20 protein-coding genes and 2 pseudogenes are annotated in these 21,077 nt (G+C 67.5%); 10 read left to right on the forward strand and 12 right to left on the reverse strand.

Translation table 11 applies throughout. The features are described 5' to 3' along the window. Positions 1–52: 52 nt before the first annotated feature. The 6 genes from ACWDRB_RS63695 to ACWDRB_RS63720 form a co-directional block, all read right to left on the reverse strand. Positions 53–241 (reverse strand): tautomerase family protein, encoded by a 189-nt coding sequence (locus tag ACWDRB_RS63695; RefSeq protein WP_449911859.1) that lies wholly within the window; start codon positions 239–241, stop codon positions 53–55. A gap of 3 nt (positions 242–244) precedes the next feature. Continuing rightward, positions 245–1,027 (reverse strand): 2-keto-4-pentenoate hydratase, encoded by a 783-nt coding sequence (locus ACWDRB_RS63700; RefSeq protein ID WP_449911861.1) that lies wholly within the window; start codon positions 1,025–1,027, stop codon positions 245–247. After that, a complete protein-coding gene (dmpG, locus tag ACWDRB_RS63705; protein ID WP_449911863.1) occupies positions 1,024–2,052 on the reverse strand; it encodes a 4-hydroxy-2-oxovalerate aldolase in 1,029 nt (342 codons plus the stop codon). Before dmpG ends, ACWDRB_RS63700 begins: the two co-directional genes overlap by 4 nt. Then, complete coding sequence (locus ACWDRB_RS63710) at positions 2,052–2,948, reverse strand: acetaldehyde dehydrogenase (acetylating) (RefSeq protein ID WP_449911865.1); 897 nt, start codon at positions 2,946–2,948, stop codon at positions 2,052–2,054. The genes dmpG and ACWDRB_RS63710 overlap by 1 nt, the downstream gene beginning before the upstream one ends. Then, the gene (locus tag ACWDRB_RS63715) at positions 2,945–3,739 is read right to left on the reverse strand and encodes a 2-keto-4-pentenoate hydratase (RefSeq protein ID WP_449911867.1); all 795 of its coding nucleotides are present in this window, start codon (positions 3,737–3,739) and stop codon (positions 2,945–2,947) included. Before ACWDRB_RS63715 ends, ACWDRB_RS63710 begins: the two co-directional genes overlap by 4 nt. Positions 3,740–4,025: 286 nt before the next feature. After that, positions 4,026–4,802 (reverse strand): IclR family transcriptional regulator, encoded by a 777-nt coding sequence (locus ACWDRB_RS63720; RefSeq protein ID WP_449911869.1) that lies wholly within the window; start codon positions 4,800–4,802, stop codon positions 4,026–4,028. Positions 4,803–5,091: 289 nt separating this feature from the next. Here ACWDRB_RS63720 and ACWDRB_RS63725 point away from each other — a divergent pair, with 289 nt between their 5' ends. Both ACWDRB_RS63725 and ACWDRB_RS63730 read left to right on the forward strand, forming a co-directional pair. Beyond that, positions 5,092–5,388: a DUF4158 domain-containing protein gene (locus ACWDRB_RS63725; RefSeq protein ID WP_449911900.1), complete on the forward strand. Its 297-nt coding sequence runs from the start codon at positions 5,092–5,094 to the stop codon at positions 5,386–5,388. 86 nt (positions 5,389–5,474) lie between these two features. Then, positions 5,475–6,140, forward strand: coding sequence for a hypothetical protein (locus ACWDRB_RS63730; protein ID WP_449911871.1), 666 nt, complete (start codon positions 5,475–5,477; stop codon positions 6,138–6,140). A gap of 255 nt (positions 6,141–6,395) precedes the next feature. Here the strand turns inward: ACWDRB_RS63730 and ACWDRB_RS63735 are convergent, their stop codons facing one another. From ACWDRB_RS63735 to ACWDRB_RS63755, 5 genes are all read right to left on the reverse strand, one after another. Beyond that, positions 6,396–7,598 carry an RNA polymerase sigma factor gene (locus ACWDRB_RS63735; RefSeq protein ID WP_449911873.1) on the reverse strand — a complete coding sequence of 401 codons (1,203 nt, stop codon included), beginning with the start codon at positions 7,596–7,598 and terminating at the stop codon, positions 6,396–6,398. 16 nt (positions 7,599–7,614) lie between these two features. Beyond that, complete coding sequence (locus ACWDRB_RS63740) at positions 7,615–7,968, reverse strand: YciI family protein (RefSeq protein WP_449911875.1); 354 nt, start codon at positions 7,966–7,968, stop codon at positions 7,615–7,617. Positions 7,969–8,031: 63 nt separating this feature from the next. Then, positions 8,032–8,163, reverse strand: coding sequence for a hypothetical protein (locus ACWDRB_RS63745; protein WP_449911877.1), 132 nt, complete (start codon positions 8,161–8,163; stop codon positions 8,032–8,034). Positions 8,164–8,378: 215 nt separating this feature from the next. Further along, positions 8,379–8,615 (reverse strand): dihydrofolate reductase family protein, encoded by a 237-nt coding sequence (locus ACWDRB_RS63750; protein WP_449911879.1) that lies wholly within the window; start codon positions 8,613–8,615, stop codon positions 8,379–8,381. A 218-nt stretch (positions 8,616–8,833) separates the two neighbouring features. After that, entirely contained in the window at positions 8,834–10,387 is a 1,554-nt protein-coding gene (locus tag ACWDRB_RS63755; RefSeq protein WP_449911881.1) for an MFS transporter, read from the reverse strand. Positions 10,388–10,742: 355 nt separating this feature from the next. Between ACWDRB_RS63755 and ACWDRB_RS63760 the strand changes: the two genes are divergently transcribed. Continuing rightward, complete coding sequence (locus ACWDRB_RS63760; RefSeq protein WP_449911883.1) at positions 10,743–11,096, forward strand: hypothetical protein; 354 nt, start codon at positions 10,743–10,745, stop codon at positions 11,094–11,096. Then, positions 11,089–12,036: a recombinase family protein gene (locus ACWDRB_RS63765; protein WP_449911884.1), complete on the forward strand. Its 948-nt coding sequence runs from the start codon at positions 11,089–11,091 to the stop codon at positions 12,034–12,036. Before ACWDRB_RS63760 ends, ACWDRB_RS63765 begins: the two co-directional genes overlap by 8 nt. A gap of 179 nt (positions 12,037–12,215) precedes the next feature. Here the strand turns inward: ACWDRB_RS63765 and ltrA are convergent, their stop codons facing one another. Continuing rightward, entirely contained in the window at positions 12,216–13,466 is a 1,251-nt protein-coding gene (ltrA, locus tag ACWDRB_RS63770) for a group II intron reverse transcriptase/maturase (protein ID WP_449911886.1), read from the reverse strand. Positions 13,467–13,851: 385 nt separating this feature from the next. Here ltrA and ACWDRB_RS63775 point away from each other — a divergent pair. From ACWDRB_RS63775 to ACWDRB_RS63800, 6 genes and pseudogenes are all read left to right on the forward strand, one after another. Further along, a pseudogene (locus ACWDRB_RS63775) lies at positions 13,852–14,265 on the forward strand (transposase); the annotation flags it as partial. A 133-nt stretch (positions 14,266–14,398) separates the two neighbouring features. Then, positions 14,399–15,634, forward strand: coding sequence for a tyrosine-type recombinase/integrase (locus ACWDRB_RS63780; RefSeq protein ID WP_449911888.1), 1,236 nt, complete (start codon positions 14,399–14,401; stop codon positions 15,632–15,634). Next, positions 15,618–16,544 carry a tyrosine-type recombinase/integrase gene (locus tag ACWDRB_RS63785; protein ID WP_449911890.1) on the forward strand — a complete coding sequence of 309 codons (927 nt, stop codon included), beginning with the start codon at positions 15,618–15,620 and terminating at the stop codon, positions 16,542–16,544. Before ACWDRB_RS63780 ends, ACWDRB_RS63785 begins: the two co-directional genes overlap by 17 nt. Beyond that, positions 16,541–17,527, forward strand: a complete 987-nt coding sequence (locus ACWDRB_RS63790; protein WP_449911892.1) for a tyrosine-type recombinase/integrase — start codon at positions 16,541–16,543, stop codon at positions 17,525–17,527. The genes ACWDRB_RS63785 and ACWDRB_RS63790 overlap by 4 nt, the downstream gene beginning before the upstream one ends. Before the next feature lie 112 nt (positions 17,528–17,639). Further along, positions 17,640–17,924, forward strand: a pseudogene (locus tag ACWDRB_RS63795) (transposase); the annotation flags it as partial. An 888-nt stretch (positions 17,925–18,812) separates the two neighbouring features. Then, a complete protein-coding gene (locus tag ACWDRB_RS63800; RefSeq protein WP_449911894.1) occupies positions 18,813–20,579 on the forward strand; it encodes a reverse transcriptase domain-containing protein in 1,767 nt (588 codons plus the stop codon). Positions 20,580–21,077 lie beyond the last annotated feature (498 nt).

Consider the following 21,077-nt stretch of genomic DNA (forward strand, 5'->3'; position numbering starts at 1 on the left):
AGCAGCTAATCGTAGATGGCGCGGACGTCCTCGATGCTCTCGGGCCGCTTGCTCATGGCCGTTCCGCCTTGGTCACGTCGCCGACCGCCCAGTGCTGGGGCGGCACCTCACGCACGATCACGCGGATGGTCTCGGGCGGGACGTCCAGGGACTCCTGGACCGCCGTGTGCACCTGGCGGATGAGCGCGCGGATCGTGGCCGGGTCACGTCCGGCCACGATGCTGATGTCGGCCAGTGGCACGGGTCATGCTCCGATCAGGGTCAGGGAGCCCAGGTGGGTGAACTCGGCGGAGATCGTGTGGCCGCGTTCGATGAACACGGCGTCGGTGAGGCCGCCGGTCAGGACGATCCAGCCCTGTTCGATGGCCAGGCCGCGGCGACCGAGGGCGTTGGCCGCAAGGGCCAGCGCCTCGGCGGGGTGTCCCTGGACGGCGGCACCGGTCGCGGTGTCGACGATCGCGCCGTCGATGCCGAGCAGGCAGCCTTCGAGCGCGAGGTCGAGCCCGGTCGGCGGCACGGGCTTGCCGCCAACGATGAAGCGTGCGGAGGAGGCGTTGTCGGCCACCACGTCAGGCAGCGTGAAGCTGAAGTTCTCATATCGGCTGTCGATCACCTCGAACCCGGCGTGCACACTCTGCACGGCCGCCAGCGCGCTCGCCGCGCTCACTCCCGGCCCGGCCAGCCGCTCGCCCATCACGAAGACGATCTCCGGCTCGACGCGAGGGTGGATGAGAGCCTCCAGCGGGACCGGTGCCCCGGCGGGCAGCACCATAGCGTCGGTCAGCCAGGCGGTGAGCGGGGAGTCGATGCCCATCCGCTGCTGCTTGGCCCGCGAGGTGAGGCCCAGCTTGACGCCGACCACCCGCTCGCCCGCCTCGACCTTGCGGCGCAGCAGCTCGGCCTGCACCTGGTAGGCGGTCGCCAGATCCAGCTCCGGCCATTGCGCGGTGATCCGGCCGCCCGCCCGGCGCCCTGTTTCGCGGCCGAGCAGCTCGCTCGCCGCCCGCCCGCTGGTCCAGCCGGTCATGAGGGCACCTTCTCCGCTGCCAGGTTGATCGCCACGTCGATAATCATGTCTTCCTGTCCTCCGACGTAACCGGCCTGGCCGACTTTGCGCAAGATGGTGTGCGCGGGCACGCCGTAGCGCTGCGCCGCACGCTGAGCATGCAGCAGGAAGGAGGAGTACACGCCGTAGCGGCCCTGCTCGATGGCCGGCCGGTCGGCGGTCGGGAGCCGCGGCACCAGCGGGGTGAGCACGTCGTGTGCCGCGGCGAGCACGGCGTCGACGTCCAGGCCGGTGGGGATGGCAAGCCGGTCGAAGACGACGGCGAGCAGCTCGGTCGGCGAGTTGCCCGCGCCCGCGCCGAGCGCGCACAGGCTGCCGTCGATCTGGCGAGCGCCGGCCCGGTAGGCGGCGATGGAGTTGGCCACGCCGACGGACAGGTTCTGATGCCCGTGGAAGCCGACTTGGACGTCGTTCCCGAGTTCGGCCACCAGTGCCTCGACCCGGGACGTCACATCGTCGGGCAGCAGCCAGCCCGCCGAGTCGACGACGTACACGCACTGGCAGCCCGCGTCAGCCATGATCCGGGCCTGGGCGGCCAGCGTGGCGGCGTCCACGCGATGGGAGAGCATCAGGAAGCCGACCGTCTCCATGCCGAGCTCGCGGGCCGCGCCGAAGTGCTGGATCGCCACGTCCGCCTCGGTGCAGTGGGTGGCCACCCGCACGATGGACGCGCCGGCGTCGTGGGCGCGGCGCAGGTCTTCGATGGTGCCAACGCCGGGCAGCAGAAGGACGGCGATACGCGCCCGGCGCGCCTGCTCCACCGCCGCCCGCACGAGATCGATCTCGTCGATGGCGGAGAAGCCGTAGTTGAAGGAGGAGCCGGCCAGCCCGTCGCCGTGGGTGACCTCGATGACGGTGACGCCCGCCTCGTCCAGCGCCCGGGTGACGGCTCGCACCTGCTCCGCGGTGAACTGGTGGGCGATGGCGTGGCTGCCGTCGCGCAGGGTGGTGTCGGTGACGCGCACGGCGTCCTTCGGGTGGTCCATCAGGTGACAGCTCCTTCCCCCAGGGTGAGCAGCTCGCCGACGCGTACGGCGGCGGCCGTCATGATGTCCAGGTTGCCCGCCCACGGCGGTAGATGATCGCCATTGCCGCGTACCTCCAGGAAGATCGCCACCCGGGCGTGACCGTCCCACTGCGGCAGCGGGTCGTCGAACTGCGGATCGGCCCGCAGCGTGTAGCCGGGCACGTACGCCTGGACCTCGGCCACCATGCGATGCACCGACTCGGCGATCGCGTCGCGGTCGGCGTCGGCCGGGATGGAGCAGAAGACCGTGTCCCGCATGATCATCGGCGGGTCCACGGGATTGAGAATGATGATCGCCTTGCCGCGCGCCGCTCCGCCGACGCTCTCGATGGCGCGTGCGGTCGTCTCGGTGAACTCGTCGATGTTGGCACGGGTGCCGGGGCCGGCCGAGCGGGAGGCGATGGAGGCGACGATCTCGGCGTAGTTCACCGGCACCACCCGCGACACCGCGGCGACGATGGGGATCGTCGCCTGCCCGCCGCAGGTGATCATGTTGATGTTGGTGGCGCCGTCGTGCGCGCCGAGGTTGACCACCGGGCAAATGTACGGACCGACCGCGGCCGGGGTCAGATCGATGGCGGTGATCCCCGCCTCGGCATAGCGGGGTGCGTTGGCCTGGTGAGCCTTGGCCGAGGTGGCCTCGAAGACCAGGTCCGGCAGCCGGGGCTGGGCCAGCAGCCAGGCGACGCCGCCCGCGCTGGCCTGCACCCCTTCGCGCCGGGCCCGGGCCAGCCCGTCGGAGGCGGGATCGACGCCGACCATGGAGATCGGCTCGATGTAGGTGTTGCGCAGCAGTTTGACCAGCAGGTCCGTGCCGATGTGGCCGGGCCCCACGATGGCGGCCGTAGCCCTCATACCTGTCCTCCCGTGAATCGGGCGCTGACCGTGCCGAGCCCGCCGAACGTGGCGTGCACGCTGTCGCCCGCAACCACCGGCACGGCCGCGGTGACCGAGCCGGGCAGCACGACGTGACCGGCTTCCAGGCTCACGCCTCGCGCTCCGACGGTGTTGGCCAACCAGACGAGTGCGTTCAGCGGCGAGCCGAGCACCGCGCCACCCGCGCCAGTACCGGCCACGGCGCCGTTGTGCGTCAGGACGCACCCAGCCAGCCGCAGATCGACCGCGTCCACCCGGACGGGGCGAGAGCCGAGCACGACGCCACCGGAAGAGGCGTTGTCGGCCACCGTGTCGATCAGAGTGATCTTCCAGTCGCGGATGCGTGAGTCGATGATCTCCAGAGCCGGGATGACGTAGTCAACGGCCGCCAGCGCCTGCGCAGCGTTCACGCCGGGTCCCCGCAGCGGCCGCTTCAGCACGAACGCGATCTCCGGCTCCACCCGGGGACTGATGAACGGCTCCAGGCCGATCGGCAGCCCGTCGAGATGGAACATGCCGGCGAGCAGATGCCCGTAGTCGGGTTGGTCCACGCCGAGCTGGCGCTGCATCGCGGCCGAGGTCAGCCCCACCTTGTGTCCTTGGATCAGTTCGCCCTCGGTGACCCGCTGATCGATCTGCGCCAGCTGGATCGCGTACGCGTCGCCCACGCTCAATCCCGGGTGCGCATCACTGAGCGGCTCGATCGGCTGCCGGCTGAGCTGTGCCTGCCTCAGTTCCTTGGCAAGCGCCGCGTGCGTGGCGGCATCCATCGCCTCCCCTTCCTGCCCCGGTGCCTTCTGTCCGGCGCCTGGCGTGCAGCCAGCAGCATCTCTGGGAACGTTCCGCCACCGCAACCATGGTGATCCGCTGAGCGGATCACAACTGTCAGGTAACCGTCGCGTCTCGCGATCCACTCAGCAGATCGGACGGCTTGCTGAACACCGGGGCGAGGGGGAAAGTCGCTCGCACGTAACGCAGCACACACTTCACGGCAACATAAGGGGAAGCGGCATGACACGTGGTGCACCGGCGGCCGCCGGGCGGCAGGGCGTCCGCTCAGGGCGCGGTGCCGGCGGAGCCGCTTTTGTGCAGTTCACGGCTCAGGGCCAGGGCCACGGCGCGGACGGCCGGACCCATCCGGCGCAGGTTCACCCGCCCGTTCCAGCCGGAGATCGACACCGCGGCCGAGGCACTGCCGTCGGGGCGCAGCAGAGGGCTAGCCACGCAGCCGACTCCCGGCCCGGACTCTTCCTGGTCGAAGGCCAGTCCCAGATTTCTGACGCGGGCCAATTCCTGGCGCAGCAGTTCCGGCGAGGTGATCGTACGCGGGCCCACCGGCCGCAACGGCCGCTCGCAGATCGCCTCGATGAGCATCGGGTTCGCGAACGCCAGCAGGGCCTTGCCCACGCCCGAGGCGTGGGCCGGCAGCCGCCCACCCACCTCCGAGGCCATCCGCGGCGCGTCGTTGGAGCGCAGGATCTCCACGTAGACGACGTCATGGCCGTCCAGCACCGCCAGGTGCACCGTCTGGCGCGTCGCCTCGCGCAGGTCGGCCATGTACGGCAGCGCGACCGACCGCAGGTTGCGGTGCCGGGAGGCGAGCTCCCCGAACTCGAATAGGCGGGTCCCCATATGCAGCCGCGACCCGTCGCGCTCCAGGAAGCCGTACTCCAGCAATTCCCTGACCAGCCTTGAGGTCGTCGCCTTCGGCAGCCCGGACCGGCGGCTGATCTCCAGCACCCGCAGCTCCGGGTGATGAGCATCGAAGGCACCGAGCACTGCCGCCACTCGGGCGACAGCCGAGTCGACGACGTTCCGTTCAGCGTGACACATCGCACCAGCGTGAGGGAGAAGGCAGCTCCATGCAAGAGTTCTGATGCGGGCTGATCGGCGCCGGGATCTCCATGTCCCTGTCCCCGCCGTTGCATCAGGCCGAAGGCCGCCACCATGGCCTGGAGGTGACCTACAGCCTGATCGACACCGACACCTTCACGGGGCATGACGAGCATCCGAACGAAAGTCCCGTTAGCGGGTAGCCACAGCTAACTATTTGATTTTCCGCTCGTCCTGCTTGCCGGGCCTGCCCTACTTTCGGCGTCTATGCCGGTCGAGTTCTTGAGTGATGGTAAAGGCGGCCGCGTACGGCCGCTTCTCGGGTGCTCCGTCGCAGGCGGAGCTGGAGCGGTTCTTCTACCTGGACGACGCGGATCGGGCGCTGATCGCCGAACGGCGTGGGACACACGCCCGCCTCGGCTTCGCTCTCCAGTTGACGACAGCCCACTACGCCGGGCGCTTTCTGGCCGACCCGCTGGACGTGCCCGACGAGGTGCTGGTGTACCTCGGCGAGCAACTCGGGATCGAGAATATCTCGCAGATCAACCAGTACACCGAGCGGCGCTCCTCGGACCTGGAACGCTGACGCAAAGGCCCGGCGGCGCCCTCGGGCAGGAATCTGGAAAGGCGCTGGAGCTCGCCGCGGAAACCTTCGGGGTTGGGCTGGGGACTATGCCGCTGCCGCCGAAGGTTCCGCACCGGCGGATGGTCGACCTGGCACGGTACGGCATGCAGGCCACGGCGACAACTTTGCGCCGCCACGGCCCCTCCCGCCAGCTCGCCACCTTGCTGGCCACGGTGATCTACCTGGAAGGCAAGGCGGCCGACGACTGTCTGGAGATGCTGGATCTGCTGGTCACCACCGAGCTGGTCGGCAAGGCCGAGACCGCGCCCGACAAAGAGCAGGTGCGCTGGCATCCGAAATTGGCCAAGCACTCGGCCACGCTCGCCGCCGCGGTGGACACCCTGCTGGAGGTCACCGAGTACGGCGAGGAGCTCCGGTTGGATCAGGTGTGGGAGGCGATCGACGTGATCGTGCCCACGGGGGGAGTTGCAGGAGGCGGTCGCGGGGGTGACCGAGATGGTGCCGCCGCCCGCCGCCGAGGTCGACGACGAGATGCGGGCGCTGCTGACCACACGGATCGCCACGTGTCGGGGTTCCTCAAGACGCTGACCACGGTCATCGATTTCGGTGCCAGCATAGGTGTCGAGCAGGACGTGGTCGTAGCCGAGGCGGGCGCGGCCGGCATGCGGGCAGATGTCGGCGGCCTCGGAGCGGCGTGCGCACAGGAACAGCGGGCCGTGAGTGCGGGTGCTGCCGTCGGGCAAGCGGAGTAGGCAGGGCGGCAGGTAGCGGTGACGCTGTCCCGTTCACCGATGGCGCCGCCTTTGGAGCGAACGAGGGCGCGGCGGTGCTCGAGGTCGGGGTCGTCGATGTTGAGCGCCAGGATCCCGGCGGCGCGGGCGGTGCCGTCAATGGCCGCATGGCCGGCCGGTTCCGTCAGCATGGCGAACACTCTGGCGGCGGGCATGGCGATCATCAGGGTGGCGTTCCCGTTGTCCCGGTCCACGGTGTCCACGCTCCTTGTCATCTCATGACTCCTGCTCCAGACGGGCTCGCCTTGCCCGCAGGTGGGTTCGTTCGGTGTCGTTGGTGGCCGACGTGATGGCCTGGTCGTAGGCGGTGATGGCCTCGGCGGTACGGCCCAGCCGGGTCAGCAGGTCGGCGCGGGTGGCGGGCAACAGGTGGTAGCCGGGCAGGTCCAGGTTCTCGATGGCGGCCAGCGCCGTCGCCGGTCCGTGGACCTCGGCGACGGCGACCGCGCGATTCAGCGCGACGATCGGGGTCGGGGACTGGTGGAGCAGCTGGTCGTACAGGGCCAGCACCTGCGTCCAGTCGGTGGCCGGTCCATCGGTGTGCACGGCGTTGATCGCGGCCTGCAGTTGGTACGGCCCCGGCTGGTTACGGCGCAGACAGCGGCGTACCAGCTCATGCCCCTCGGCGATCAGCTGCCGGTCCCACAGCGAACGGTCTTGCTCGGCGAGCACCACCAACTCGCCCGAAGGCCCCACCCGCGCCGGCCGGCGCGCCTCGGTGAGCAGCAGCAGCGCCAGCAGCCCGATCACCTCCGGCTCGTCGGGCATCAGCTCGGCCAGTTCCCTGGCCAGGCGGATCGCCTCCAGGCACAGGTCGGTGCGCAGCAGTTGGCCCGACGTGGAGGCGTATCCCTCGTTGAAGATCAGGTAGAGCACGGCGAGTACGGAGGCCAGCCGGTCGGGGAGTTCGGCGGCCTCGGGCACCCGGTAGGGGATGCCGGCGTCACGGATCTTCTTCTTCGCCCGGACGATCCGCTGGGCAATGGTCGCCTCCGGCACCAGGTAGGCGCGCGCGATCTCGGCCACCTCCAGTCCGCCGAGCAGGCGCAGGGTGAGCGCGGTCCGCGCCAGCGGCGAAAGCGCCGGATGGCAGCAGGTGAAGATCATGCGAAGCTGGTCGTCGCGCACCGGTCCCACCTCCTGGGGTTCGTCGGGTTGGCGCAGCAGCAGCGCCTGGGCATGGCGGGCTTCGCGGGTGGATTCCCGGCGCGCCCGGTCGATCGCCCGGTTGCGAGCGGTGGTCACGATCCACGCGCCGGGATTGGGCGGCGGAGCCTGCCCCCACTTCTGGACGGCCACCGCGAAGGCTTCCTGCACGAACTCCTCGGCCACATCGATGTCACCGAGCAGGCGCGTCAGCGTGGCCACGCACCGGCCGTACTCGGCCCGGTAGACGCCGTCCAGATCCACTAGATCCACCAGATCCATCGCCTGCTCACGTCCACCGCGCCTCTTCGAACGGGCGCACCTCGATCGGGGACCCGCAGGCCAGCGCGCACCTCTCGCCCCAGGCCAGCGCCTGGTCCAGGTCGTCGCACTGGATCACCCAGAACCCGCCGAGCTGTTCTTTGGTCTCAGCGAACGGGCCGTCGGTCATCGCGGTGGTGCCGTTGCCGGGGCGTACGACGGTGGTGGCGTGCGAGCCCAGCAGGCCGCCCACGAACACCCAGCAACCGGCGGCCTGCATGTCGGCGGTGACCTTGGCTGTCCGGGCTCGCTGCTGCAGGTCCTCCTCGGCCGGCCACGGTGCGCTCTCGTCGAACTGAACGGCCAGCAGGTACTTCTTCACGGCAAACTCCTTCAAAAGGGGATCAGACGGGCAGGCGGCGGGCGATGGCCGGAATCATGATATTCAGCATGGTGAACCGGACATCGGGATCGGCGCACTGTTGACCATGAGGCTGATCCCGGCGAACTCACCCGCTGCGGCGGCCGGTCCACCGGTGATCAGCGGCTTGTCGGGAGCAACGGTGATGGCGGACATCGTGAACCTTCGGGTGAGTGGCGACCGGCTCGTTGCCGGCCTCTCACCTTGGCTACGAACGCACTCGACGCTATTCGACACACTTGCACAGAAAAATTAGAACGCACTCATCCCAGCCGCATCGCTCACTCGCCACCCACGCCGGCTGGTGAAGGGTCGAGCTGTTTCGCCTGGGTGGAGGAGTCGATCCGGACCGGCGACGGCGCCAGGCATGCTCAGCCGACCACGCGGTATCGCAGGTGCGTGATCCCTGGGGCGTCGATGACGCGGACCAGATCGAGCCGACGAGGTGAGCCCGGCTCGCCGAAGAGCGACCGGCCGGCGCCCAGCAGGACGGGGACCTGGCTGATCTCGAGTTCGTCCAGTACCCCGGCCTGCAGCGCCAGCTGCGCTGTCGTCGCCCCGTGGACCAGCACGTCGCGGTCACCGGCGGCCGCCTTGGCCCGTGCCATCGCCGCAGCGATACCGTCGTGGCGGCCAACCGAGCTCCTCTGCGCCGACGTGGGATCAAGGCGTGCATTCCGAGCAAGGTCGACCAGGACGCCCGCCGAAAGGCCAGGGGGTCGAGGGGAGGCCGCCCCCCTGCCTTCGACCCCGCGCTCTACCGGCCGCGCCACGCCGTGGAATGCGGCATCAACCTGCTCAAAGGCAATCGCGGCATGGCAACCCGTTACGACTGGTCCTTGTTCGTGGTGTCGTCGCCGCCGTGTGAGTTGTGTACGTGCCTGAACGCCCGCAAGGCGAGTACGGCCAGGCCGGCGTAGAAAATGGCGCTGACGATGCCCACCACGTGCACGCCGGAGGTGAACGCGTCGCGGGCCGCGGCAAGCAGGTCGCCGCTCTGCGCTGCGGGCAGGTGAGCGGCCACGGCGAGCGCGCGGTCGATACTTTCCCGGGCAGCGTCCGCTACGTCGGGTGGTAGCGCGCCGAGCGCATCCTCCACGTTGCTCCGGTACACCGCGGTGCCGAGGGTGGCGAGCGTGGCGATGCCGAGCCCGAGCCCGAATTCATTGGTCGTCTGGACGATCGACGCCCCGGAGCCGGCCTTGTCCGGCGGCACGGCGCCCATAGCGAGGTGGTTGCACAGCGCGGCCAGCGGCCCGGTGCCGAGCATGGCGACACACATCGCGATGACGATCATCATGGGGCCGGACGTGGAGTCGGCCAGCATGAACATCAGGTAGCCGGCACCCGCGACCAGCAGTCCGCCCCCGATCAGGTACGCCGGACGGACGTGGTTGGCCAGCGGTGGGGTGCCCAGGTTGCCGATGATCATCAGTATGTTGGGCGCCAGCAGGAGCACGCCGGCTGTCAGCGGGGTAAGGCCGGTGACGTTCTGCAGGTACAGCGTGACGAGCAAGAGGGTGCCGGTGCCCACCACGCTGGTCACGAACATCAGGGTCAGCGCGGAGCTGAACGTGCGATTGCCGAACATGCGCAGGTCGAGTAGCGGCTGCTCCAGGTGCCGCTGTCGGTGGACGAACACCACCCCAGCCGCGATGCCGGACACCAGCGCCATGGCAGGCCACCACTGCCAGCCGTGGCGAGCCAGTTCCTTGAGCCCGTAGACGAACGGCAAGATCGCCGCGAGGGACAGCACGACGCTGACCGGGTCGAGTCTGCCGGTCCGCGTAGCACGCTGGCCGGGCAGCAGGAAGGGGCCGAACACCAGCAGCAGCACGATCCCCGGCACGGCTATCAGGAACACCGAGCCCCACCAGAAATGCTCCAGCAGCACGCCACCGACCAGCGGGCCGAGCGTCAACCCGCCCATGAAGCAGGTCAGATAGATGGCCAGGGCGCGGCTGCGTTGTCTCTGGTCGGTGAACATGCCGGTGACCAGGGCCAGCACCGACGGCATCACCGCGGCTCCGGCCACGCCGAGCAGCGCGCGGCTGGCGATGAGCATCTGCGGGCTGGTGGAGAACGCGGCCGTCACCGAGGCGATGCCGAACACGGCGCCGCCGATGAGCAACAGTTTCTTGCGGCCAATCCGGTCACCGATGGTGCCCATGGTGACCAGGAAGCCCGCGATCAGCAAGCCGTAGATGTCCACGATCCACAACTGCTGGATGCCGCTCGGCGTGAGATCGGCGCTCAGATGCGGAACGGCCAGGTACAGCACGGAGAAATCCATCGAAACGAGAAACGTGGGCAAGCCGAGCACACCCAGCCCCACCCATTCCCGCGGCCCGGCTCCGAGCCTCGTGTTCGCAGTGGTCACAACCTGATCCCTTCCGTCGGGCGGCTGGCGCGTCGCCGGCCTCTCACCTTGGCTACGAACGGGCTCGACGCCATTCGACATCGCCACAGAAATAATCAGAAGACGTCCTCACCCCGGCCGGGTCCGAGGCGACAAGGCACATACTCATTACGAGTGGTTTGACCGCGTCTGCGGACTCGCGGCACCAACACTGTGATCCCGGCAGACGTTCTGGTCGTGCCCAGAACCCATGTGACGGCCCGGAACTCCTACAGCGGATGATCGTCTGGATACCTATCGAAGACGAGCAGGGGCTGAATCGATCGATTGAGCCCCCACGGCCAGATCCAATCAGGGCCCACCCGAAGGGGACACCATGGCCCTGCTCAAGCAGACCGACTGGAATGGCACGGAGATCCCCTACACCACGGCGAACGTCACCCGCTATGAGCCCCGAGTCGGGCGGGTCCGCGCGAAGGTCGGCGAGATCCGCGCCGCCGTGCACGCGATGCGCGAAGAGGGCGGCGCGTTCCTCGAGGAGGTCGCCGACTTCCTCGGCCGCGAGGCTCTGCAGCTCGACCGGGCCAACGAGGCCGACGGTCCGGTCGAGCTGGACTCGCGGGACGACACCCGCGAGCAGAGCGACTACGTCCCCGCCAGCGCGAGCCAGGCCCTTCTCATCGCCCGCGCCTTGGCCGGCACCCGCTCCGGGGATGCCGAGCGTGGCTGACCGGGTCTACCTGCGGCACTCCACCGACAAGCAGACCGACGCCCGCCAGCGGCACGCCCTGGCCGCCCTGCTGGCCGACGGCGCCCCCGTCTACGACGACCCCGCCACCTCCAGCCGCCAACTCTCCCTCGACCGCACTGGATTCTCGAAGCTGCTGCACGAGGCCGCCGTGGGCGACACCATCCGCATCGCCGACGCAGCCCGCCTGTTCCGCTCCGTCGCCGACATCCTCGCCCTGCGCCCGGTGCTTATCCGCCGCGGCCTGCATCTGCGCGTCGAATCCGGGCTGCTGTCCGGCATCGACCTGGCCAGCGACGACCCCGGCACCAAGATGATGGTCTCCGTCCTGACCGCTGTGTTGAAGTTCCAACGCGACATGATCAGCGAGAACACCCGCGAAGGCGTCGCCGCCGCCGCGGCCGCCGGCAAGACCCTCAGCCGCCCTGCCGCCATCGATCAGGACAAGGCCGCCGCCATCGTGCAGGCCTACCGTCAGGGCGCCGCCGTCAAGGCCCTGGCCCGGCAGCATCGGGTCGCCCCCAAGACCATCCGCCGCGTCCTGGACACCGCCGGCGCCCGAGACCTGCCCGACCCGCTCGACATGCTCTTGGCCGACTCCGGCGAACAGCACTGCGCGGACGCTCAGGAGACGGACGTTGTCCTCGATGTACCCGGACGGCTCGCCGACCTCCTGCGCACAACTGGTGAAGATGCCGTCCGCCTGGCCCTCGTCTCGGGACGCGTCATCCGCCGCGGGCCCGGCTACTCGGTCCGCCTGGGGGCCCCGCTTGCGCTCCACCGCGCCGTGCTGGAACAGAGTGCCGCCGTTGCCGAGGGAGCCAGCCCGGCTGAGCGCAAAGCGCACCGGGCCTATGCTGCCCGCATCAAAGCCGCCGAGACACAAGCCGTGATCAATTTCTCTGATGGTCCCGGGAGGTAAGCGCAAGTGAGTGAACCTTTTTCAGGCTCCTTGGCGCCCGCCTTGGTCACAGCATGATCGCGATACCGGTGTTCGGCCGGTGACGTGAAGGTCGGGTCGCCCGGAGGAGTCTCACCTCCGGGCTCCCACAGATCCCGGCGTGACAGTCTCCCGTCACCGGGCTCTTCTCAACCTCACCGTCAGAACTCGGGAACCCACCGCCAGTGCGCGAAGAATCGCGGGTATTGGCGAGTGGTCCGGTCCCAGGCCGCGAGGGCCTTCTTGAAGGTCCTCAGCCGTTTGTACTTCTTCCTCATCCAGCGCACCAGGTAGGCGTTGATACGCCGCAGCAGTGGATGGAACTCCGACCGGTAGAACCGGCCGTAGTAGTTCATCCAGCCCGACACGATGGGATTGATCCACCGTGCCAGGTCCTGCTCGGAGGCGGTGGTGCGGCGGTGCAGCCGCCAGGACCGCACCTGTTCGCTCATCCTCTTCATCGCGGTCTTGCTGACCGCCGGGCCGAAACCGGTGAACACCGTCCCGTTCCTGCTACGCACCCCTCGTGCCCGGAAGGTGAACCCCAGGAAGTCGAACGCGGTGTGCTCGAAAGAGCTTCGGCGTCGTCCGTCCTTGCAGTAGACGATCCGGGTCTTGTCCGGGTGCAGTCGCAGTCCGACCTGCTCCATCCGCTCGCCGATCGCCATGGCCAGCATGCGGGCCTGGCCTTCGCTGCGGCAATGCACCACCACGTCATCGACATAGCGCTCGAACGGCACGGAGGGAAACCTCCGCGCCATCCAGATGTCGAAGGCGTAGTGCAGGAACAGGTTGGCCAGCACGGGCGAGACCGCTGATCCTTGCGGGGTTCCGCGATCACGCTCGGCCCGCGAGTCGTCGCTTGTCTGCAGCGGAGCGGCCAGCCACCGCTGCACATACAAGACGATCCAGGGCTGGTCGGTGTTGGCCCGCACCGCTTTGACGATGAGATCCCACGGAACGCTGTCGAAGAACTTCTGGATGTCCAGATCGATCACCCAGTCGTTCGACCAGCAACGTTCCCGGCACGCGGCCACCGCATCCAGCGCCGACCGGCCAGGCCGATATCCGTAGGAGTCTGGATGGAACATCGGTTCCACCGCTGTCTCCAGCCGGGCGGCCACCACGGTCTGGGCGATCCGGTCCGCGACGGTCGGTATGCCGAGCGTCCGGGTGCCGCCGCCGTGCGGCTTGGGAATCTCCACCGCCAGCACCGGGGGCGGGAAGTAGCTGCCCGAGGACATCCGGTTCCAGATCTTGTAGAGATTGTTCTTCAGATCCTTGTCGAAGTCCTCGATCGTGCAGCCGTCCACGCCCGGTGCGCCCTTGTTGGCTCGCACCTTCAGATACGCGTCCCACACCTCCTGTTTGGAAATATCGAACGGCTTGCCTGTCGGTCTCTGCTCGTCCACGCGATTCCTCCCAGACTCTTTCGCCTGGTTGATCTGATGCACGAACCACGGTCGAGCCGGCTCCTTCGCTCCGCTCCCACCGCATCAAGCAGGGGCGTCATCGCTACTACGGGCCGGTCCGCCTGCGTGTCCCGCGATGGTACTCACCCCCTTGCGTTTCAGTGGGCATCTGATGATGAATTATCAGAGTTAGTCCCAATATTGGCCTGGCCCGAGATGTAGGGATTTGCAGACTTTCACCCTGTTCAGCCTTTCCGAACAGGGGTCATCAAGCTGGCATTTTGCCTGATGAGACCCCTCCTGCCCGTCCAATCTCGGAACACCCAAGAATCGCCCAACTCGACGGTGCGAGCCTTCTGCAGCGATAGTTGCTAGCACGAGGACTATGACCTCACGCCGCCCATACCCCTCGGATCTGTCCGACGCCCGCTGGGCGTTCATCGAGCCGACCCTGAGCGCCTGGCGAGCCGCACGCATGCAGGCTCGCGCGCAGGCCGGGATCACCGTCGCAGACCCATCGACCAGCCTGCGCGACATCTTCGACGCCATCCTCTACGTCAACCGCGCCGGCATCGCCTGGAAGTACCTGCCCCACGACTTCCCACCCCGCACGACCGTGTACTACTACTTCTCCGCCTGGGCCAAGGAAGACATCTTCGAGCAGTTAGGCATCGACCTGACCGGCCTCGCCCATACCAGAGAAGGACGCAACCCCGAGCCCAGCGCCTGCGTCATCGACAGCCAGAGCGTCAAGACCTCAACCAACGTCCCACTCGACGCCCAAGGCATCGACGCAGCCAATTATCTGGGGCTGGATGTTATGCCGGGCCGAGTGGATCAGGGCTGGCTGATGGCGGCACGGGCGGGCAATTGACCGCATAACGCCGGAGCTTCACCGTCTCCATCGAGGGGTTGTCGATGGAGGTGAGTACATGGTCAAGGCTGCGACGGACGGCCGCTACCCAGTCAAGGTGTCGGGACCGTTGGCTGAGCTGGTACACGAGTTTCGGCTGGAGCTGATCCGTCAGGGATTCACGCCGCGTACCGCTCAGGACCACGCGTATGTGCTGGCGAATCTGAGCCGCTGGCTGGAGCAGGAGGGGGCGGCACCTGCCGAACTGGGCGTTGAGCGGATCGCCGCGTTTGTCGCGGCACGGCGAGCCGGTGGCTGCCGCCGGTGGCGGACGGTTGGCTCGCTGCGGCCGATGCTGGCCTATCTGCGCGGCCTTGGGCTGATCCCGGCCGAGGAGCCGCACTCCGTGGGTCCGGTCGATGTGGTGCTGGAGAGGTATCGCCGCTGGCTGGAGCGTGAGCGTCGGCTTGGCGAGCAGACGGTGAGTTGGCGCTTGCACGTGGCCGCCAAGTTCTTGATCGCCCAGGTCGAAGGCGGACGGCTGAAACTGGACCGGATCGCTCCGCAAGCGGTGACGGCGTTCGTGCTGGAGATGGCGCAGCACTACGCGACCAGCTCGATGAAACCGTTGACCTCGGGTCTGCGGTCGCTGCTGCGGTTCTTGTTCGCGGCAGGCGACATCGACCGTGACCTGTCGCCGGTGGTGCCGTCGGTTGCCGGCTGGCAGCTGAGCGGAATTCCGGTCGGCGCGGATGACGAGGCAGTCACCACACTGCTGGCGTCGTGCAACCGGTCCACGGCGGTCGGGCGGCGGGACTTCGCGGTCCTGCTGCTGATGTCCAGGTTGGGGCTGCGGGCGGTGGAGGTCGCGCGGCTGCGCCTGGACGACATCGACTGGCGCGGCGGCGAGCTGACGGTTCGGGGCAAAGGCGGCCGCATCGACCGGATGCCGCTTCCGTCCGATGTCGGCGGCGCCCTGGCCGACTGGCTGCGCAACGGCCGGCGGCCGTCGACGTTGCGGGAGGTGTTCACTTGCACGATCGGTCCGGACGCGCCGATGAAACGGCAGTCGATCGTGACGGTGCCGCGCAGTGCCTCGTTACGGGCTGGCATTGCGATGGTGGGCGCGCATCGGCTGCGGCACCGGGTCGTCTGCCGGGTGCTGGCCGATGGCGGGTCACTGGCTGAGGTCGCCGAGGTGCTGCGGCACAACGACCACGCGAGCTCGGCGATCTATACGAAGGTCGACCTGGCCGCGCTTGCCGCGGTCGTGCGGCCCTGGCCGATGGCGGTCGGCGATGACGACGCTGCGTGAGGCCGTTGACCGCTACCTGGCGATTCGCCGGAGCCTGGGCTACAAACTCAAGGTCGAGGGCCGAATGCTCGGCCAGTTCGTCACCTTCTGCGACGCCCGCGGGCTGAACCACGTCACCGTCGCCGCGGCCTTGGAATGGGCCACGACCCCGGCGGGGGCGGATGCGTCCTGGTGGGCGGCGCGGTTGACGGTCATTCGCGAGTTCGCCCGGTTCCAGGCCGCCTTCGACGCCCCCACCGAAGTCCCGCCGACTGCCCTGCTCCCACGCACGGGGGACCGCTGCGAGCCCCATCTGTATTCACCGGCGGAGATCACTGCGATGCTGCAAGCGGCCCGGAGGTTCAAAAACCCGCTGCGCGCCGCCACCGTCGAGGCGTTCATCGGTCTGATGGCCGCCACCGGCATCCGAACCGGAGAGGCGATGGGCCTGGACCGCGGTGATGTGGACCTGGCTGGCCTCCTCCTGCTGATCAGGGGCACCAAGTTCGGCAAGTCCCGCCTGGTTCCGCTGCACTCCAGCACCGCCGAGCACCTGGCCGCCTATCAGGCGCGGCGCGACGAACTGTGTCCGCATCCGTCCACCGCGGCGTTCTTCGTCTCCTGCGCCGGCACCCGCCTGAACCACACCAGCGCCAGCACGGCCTTCGCCCGTGTGCTGAAGACCGCGGCGATCATCGCCCCTGCCGGGACGGCCAAGCCGCGGCTCTACGACCTCAGGCATACCTTCGCGGTGACCACCATGGCGAACTGGTATGCCACCGGAGCCGACGTCGCGCACCTGCTGCCCGCTCTGTCGACCTACCTCGGACACATCAGTCCCGCGACCACGTACTGGTATCTGCACGCCTGCCCGCAGCTGATGACCGAAGCCGCCAAGCGCCTGGAAGCCTCCTGGGAGGAACCATCATGACCAGCCTGGCCCCGATCATGCAGGGATACTTCACCGAACGGCTCACCGGCCGCCGCGCCAGCGAACACACCGTCGCCGCCTACCGCGATGCCTTCCGCCTGCTGCTGCACTACGCGCAAGCCGAACTCGGCCGATCACCCGCGGCCCTGGACCTGGCCGACATCGATGCCGGCCTCGTCGGCGGCTTCCTGGACAATCTCGAGGCCGACCGGAACAACAGCATCACCACTCGCAACGCCCGGCTGGCCGCGATCCACTCCCTGTTCGGCTACGCGGCGCTGCGTTGCCCCGAGCACGCCCTACTCATCCAGCGTGTCCTGGCCATCCCTCACAAGCGCCGTGAGTCCACCGACGTGTGCTTCCTGACCCGAGCCGAGAGTGACGCGCTCCTCACGGTTCCCGACCAGTCCACACCGCTGGGCCGCCGCGATCACCTGCTGCTGCTCGTCGCCCTGCAGACCGGGCTGCGTGTCTCCAAACTCACCTCGCTGACCTGCGCCGATGCCGAGCTCGGAGCGGGCGCCCACCTGCGCTGCACCGGCAAGGGTCGCAAGCAGCGCGCCACCCCGCTCACCCGGCCCACCGCTCGCTTGCTCCAGCGCTGGATCACCGATCGTCACGCCGCACCGGCCGACCCGCTGTTCCCCAACCGCACCGGCGGACGCCTCAGCCGAGATGCTGTCGCCGACTTGCTCGCCAAGTACGTCCCCGTCGCAGTCCGCACCTGCACGACCCTCGCATCCAAGAACGTCACCCCGCACACCTTGCGCCACACCGCGGCGATGGCGCTGCTGCACGCCGGCGTCGACACCTCCACCATCGCGCTCTGGCTCGGCCACACCAGCACGAAGGCCACCGACATCTACCTCCACGCCGACCTGGCCACCAAGGAGAAAGCCCTGGCCCGAACCGCACCTCCTGGCGTCGGCACCCGGCGCTACCGCCCCGGCGACAGCCTGCTCGCCTTCCTGGAGAACCTGTAATTATCTCTGGCGGCTGCGCTGTCAGACCTCCACTGGCCAGCCCTGATCCGTCTGGCCCGGCATAACATCCAGCCCCAGATAATTTCCGTTATGACGGCCCCGTCATAACGGCAAGAAGATCGTCGGCCGCAAACGGGGCATCCTGACCGACACCCTCGGCCTACTCCTGGCCATCACCGTCGCCGCTGCCGACCTGTCCGACAACGCCATCGGCAAAACCCTGCTCACCCAGGCCAGCCGCACCTATCCCACGATCACCAAGGCCTGAGTGGACACCGGCTTCAAGAACGCCGCCGTCGAACACGGTGCCCACCTGGGCATCGACGTCGAGGTCGTCGCACGGCGCTACAACCAGCCCGGCTTCCACATCGTCAAACGTCGTTGGGTCGTTGAGCGCGTGCGCCGTGAGGCGCTGATTGATCGAGTGGGGGTGAGAGACCGCCACCTTCACCCTGTCGCAGCAGGGTGATGAAGCTGGGGGCAGCCTGACCCGGGAGGTGCCGGGAAGGGTGGCAAGCGGCCCCGACAACGCCGGGACGTGACCAGTACTGCCAGATGGCGCGGGTCCGGCAAGCGAGACGGAAAGGTATACGCGAGGAACCGGTGCATGAAGCCTCCTAACAATCCCTACCGGCTCCAACCTGGCGGATATGGGCTGCTGCGCCACGAGGCGCTCCGTTGTATTCCCGATGTAGTCGGGAGGAACTTGGAAGGATGTTTCTGGGTCTGATGCCTTACCTGGCTCCGAAAGGATAAGGGGACAAGAGCATGGCAGGAAATCAATGGCCGCGTCCAGGCGTAAGGAGCGGTGCATTGAGGGACCCGTGCGACATGGTGAAGGCTGAACTGCCTAAAGTCGAATCTCCAGAAGATGCAATATCCCGTCCGCCGGAAAGACGCCTGTAACCGGCGCCGCAATCTGTGTCGGTGTCCCAGCCCCACCGATGCAACTTCCAGAATGCGGAGCGATGTCCAGTGAGGACATTCAAGGAGATGAGTCGGCCACCTAAATCGCGCTAGTACGTACAACGGAGACGAACGTGGGATCGCCTACGGGGTGCGAACCCTAAGGCGACAGAGTGCTCGTAGTAGTCGCAGGGGTTACGGCCTGCCAAGGAGGACGGGAAAGCCGTCCACAGGGCCAAGGAGCACAGGTGATCGGACACCAAGGAACCGGGAGGCTTGCGAAATGCAAAGCGCCGAAACAGTGCTTGGTGTCCTACGTGAACGCGGGAGGCGTGGCCTGCCGTGCAACGAACTGTATCGACAGTTGTTCAATCCGCAAATGTATCTGCTGGCCTACGGACGCCTATACTCCAACCACGGAGCCATGACGCCCGGGGCCGACGGAGAAACCGTGGACGGCATGTCCCTGGCCAAGATCGGGCGCATCATCGATGCGCTGCGCCACGAGCGCTACCGAGTCCGACCCGTGAAGCGGACCTATATTCCGAAGAAAAACGGGAAGAAAAGACCGCTCGGGCTGCCGTCATGGTCGGACAAACTCGTTGGCGAGGTAGTCCGTCTCCTTCTGGAGGCGTACTACGAGCCGCAGTTCTCCGATCGGTCACACGGTTTCCGCCCCGGACGGGGATGCCACACGGCCCTGACCGAGGTGGCCAATACCTGGTCCGGGACTACCTGGTTTGTCGAGGGAGACATCTCCGATTGTTTCGGATCGCTCGATCACGATGTAATGCTCGGGATCTTGGGCGAGAAGATTCACGATAACCGGTTCCTACGGCTACTGCGACACATGCTGCAGGCAGGATACCTGGAGGATTGGGAATGGCACGCCACGTTGAGTGGTTGTCCACAGGGTGGGGTGGTGTCCCCAATCCTGTCCAATATCTATCTGGACCGGTTGGACAAATTTGTCGAGACGATACTCGTACCGGAATACACCCGAGGGGTAAGGCGGGCCAACAACCCCGCCTACCGTGAGATGATCAACGCGATCGCGCGTGCCCGCTATCATGGCGAGCGAGCCACGGTGCGGGAGTTGCGCAAGCAGTTACGCAGTCTGCCCAGCAAGAATCTCCGCGATTCCGGCTACCGCCGACTGCGGTACGTGAGATATGCCGACGACCACCTCCTCGGGTTCGTCGGACCGAAAAACGAAGCAGAGGAAATCAAAGCACGCCTCGCTGTATTCCTGCGCGACGATCTCAAGCTGGAACTCTCCGAGGACAAGACGCTCATCACCCATGGGCGCACCGAAGCGGCGACCTTCCTCGGCTACGAGATCACCGTCCAGCACAACCAACGCAAGCTCACCGGTGGCCGCAGAGCGGTCAACGGCGCAATTGGCCTGCGGGTGCCCAAGGCGGCGATCAAAGCTAAGTGCGCCTCGTACATGCAGCGCGGACAACCCGCTCGCCGGACCCAGATGGTGAACCTCGACGATCATGTGATCATCAGCAGATATGGGGCCGAGTACAGAGGCTACGTCCAGTACTACCTGCTGGCCGGTGATGTCCACCGATTGAACCGGCTGCTTTGGGTCGCACAAACGTCGATGCTCAAGACACTTGCATGCAAGTACGACTCGACGGTGCCGAAGATGGCGGCCAAATATAGGGCCACCATCCAAACTCCGCACGGGCCCCGCATATGCATGCAGGTGAGCACCAATCGCAGCGATGGCAGGAAACCACTGGTCGCACGGTTCGGCGGCATTCCTCTCAAACGGCAGAAGAAGGCGGTCCTCGATGACCGGCGACCGACCCCGGTCACCGTCCGCCGCAAAGAGCTGATCTCCCGGCTCCGCGCGGGACGGTGCGAACTGTGCGAACAACGGGTCCAGGTCCAAGTGCACCAGGTTCGCAAGCTCGCCGACCTTGCAAGACCGGGCAAGCCACAGCCGGCGTGGGCGCAACTCATGGCCAGGAAACGACGCAAGACCCTCGTGGTCTGCTCCTCCTGCCACGAACACATCCACGCTCGGCAACCAACCCGCGATACCCACGGAATGGTCACTGGAGAGCCGGATACTCGGAAACGGGTCCGTCCGGTTCGGAAGGGGGGCACTGGAAAAGGACCTGCCCAGTAGGTACCTCGCCAGTGCCCTACCTTGTGGTGCGGCGCGCACCTGCCCCGTCATCACGGGGCGGGGAACTCCTGGGCTGCTCACGTTCGGCGGCAGGGAGGCCACGGTGAAGTGCTGCGGGGTAGCCGTGGCGATGCCGCGGGGGTATAGCCGGGTGCCTACTTCGTCGAGCGATCAGTCAGTGAACACGGGAACCTTCCCGGCTCTGCCTTCTGCAGCCGTACTGCCGGTGCGGCGCGGCGGGCTGGGCCCACCGTCGGCCGATCGGGCCGGGAGGGGACGGAGCCGCCGTAGTACTCCGAGGCGGGGAGAGCCCGTCACATGGGGAAGGGCGGCAGCGAGATCGCAAGGGAGGTGCTGCAATGCCCGAAGACACAGCGGTGGATGCCGCTGTCGCGTGGCCGTCGGCCGATGAGGCATGGCTGCGGGTACGGGGGATGCAGACCAAGCTGCACCGTTGGGCGGTAGCCGATCACGGCTTCCGGTTTGACGATGTGTTCA

This window comes from Nonomuraea sp. NPDC003707 (assembly GCF_053587055.1).

What these genes read in the sequence shown, in the direction of transcription:
- ACWDRB_RS63760 (WP_449911883.1), top strand. Translation starts at nt 10,743, where the DNA reads ATGGCCCTGCTCAAGCAGACCGACTGGAATGGCACGGAGATCCCCTAC.
- ACWDRB_RS63750 (WP_449911879.1), bottom strand. Translation starts at nt 8,615, where the DNA reads ATGGCACGGGCCAAGGCGGCCGCCGGTGACCGCGACGTGCTGGTCCAC.
- ACWDRB_RS63780 (WP_449911888.1), top strand. Translation starts at nt 14,399, where the DNA reads ATGGTCAAGGCTGCGACGGACGGCCGCTACCCAGTCAAGGTGTCGGGA.
- ACWDRB_RS63725 (WP_449911900.1), top strand. Translation starts at nt 5,092, where the DNA reads ATGGTAAAGGCGGCCGCGTACGGCCGCTTCTCGGGTGCTCCGTCGCAG.
- ACWDRB_RS63785 (WP_449911890.1), top strand. Translation starts at nt 15,618, where the DNA reads ATGACGACGCTGCGTGAGGCCGTTGACCGCTACCTGGCGATTCGCCGG.
- ACWDRB_RS63720 (WP_449911869.1), bottom strand. Translation starts at nt 4,802, where the DNA reads ATGTGTCACGCTGAACGGAACGTCGTCGACTCGGCTGTCGCCCGAGTG.
- dmpG (WP_449911863.1), bottom strand. Translation starts at nt 2,052, where the DNA reads ATGGACCACCCGAAGGACGCCGTGCGCGTCACCGACACCACCCTGCGC.
- ACWDRB_RS63715 (WP_449911867.1), bottom strand. Translation starts at nt 3,739, where the DNA reads ATGGATGCCGCCACGCACGCGGCGCTTGCCAAGGAACTGAGGCAGGCA.
- ACWDRB_RS63710 (WP_449911865.1), bottom strand. Translation starts at nt 2,948, where the DNA reads ATGAGGGCTACGGCCGCCATCGTGGGGCCCGGCCACATCGGCACGGAC.
- ACWDRB_RS63745 (WP_449911877.1), bottom strand. Translation starts at nt 8,163, where the DNA reads ATGTCCGCCATCACCGTTGCTCCCGACAAGCCGCTGATCACCGGTGGA.
- ACWDRB_RS63790 (WP_449911892.1), top strand. Translation starts at nt 16,541, where the DNA reads ATGACCAGCCTGGCCCCGATCATGCAGGGATACTTCACCGAACGGCTC.
- ACWDRB_RS63800 (WP_449911894.1), top strand. Translation starts at nt 18,813, where the DNA reads ATGTATCTGCTGGCCTACGGACGCCTATACTCCAACCACGGAGCCATG.
- ACWDRB_RS63700 (WP_449911861.1), bottom strand. Translation starts at nt 1,027, where the DNA reads ATGACCGGCTGGACCAGCGGGCGGGCGGCGAGCGAGCTGCTCGGCCGC.
- ACWDRB_RS63730 (WP_449911871.1), top strand. Translation starts at nt 5,475, where the DNA reads ATGCCGCTGCCGCCGAAGGTTCCGCACCGGCGGATGGTCGACCTGGCA.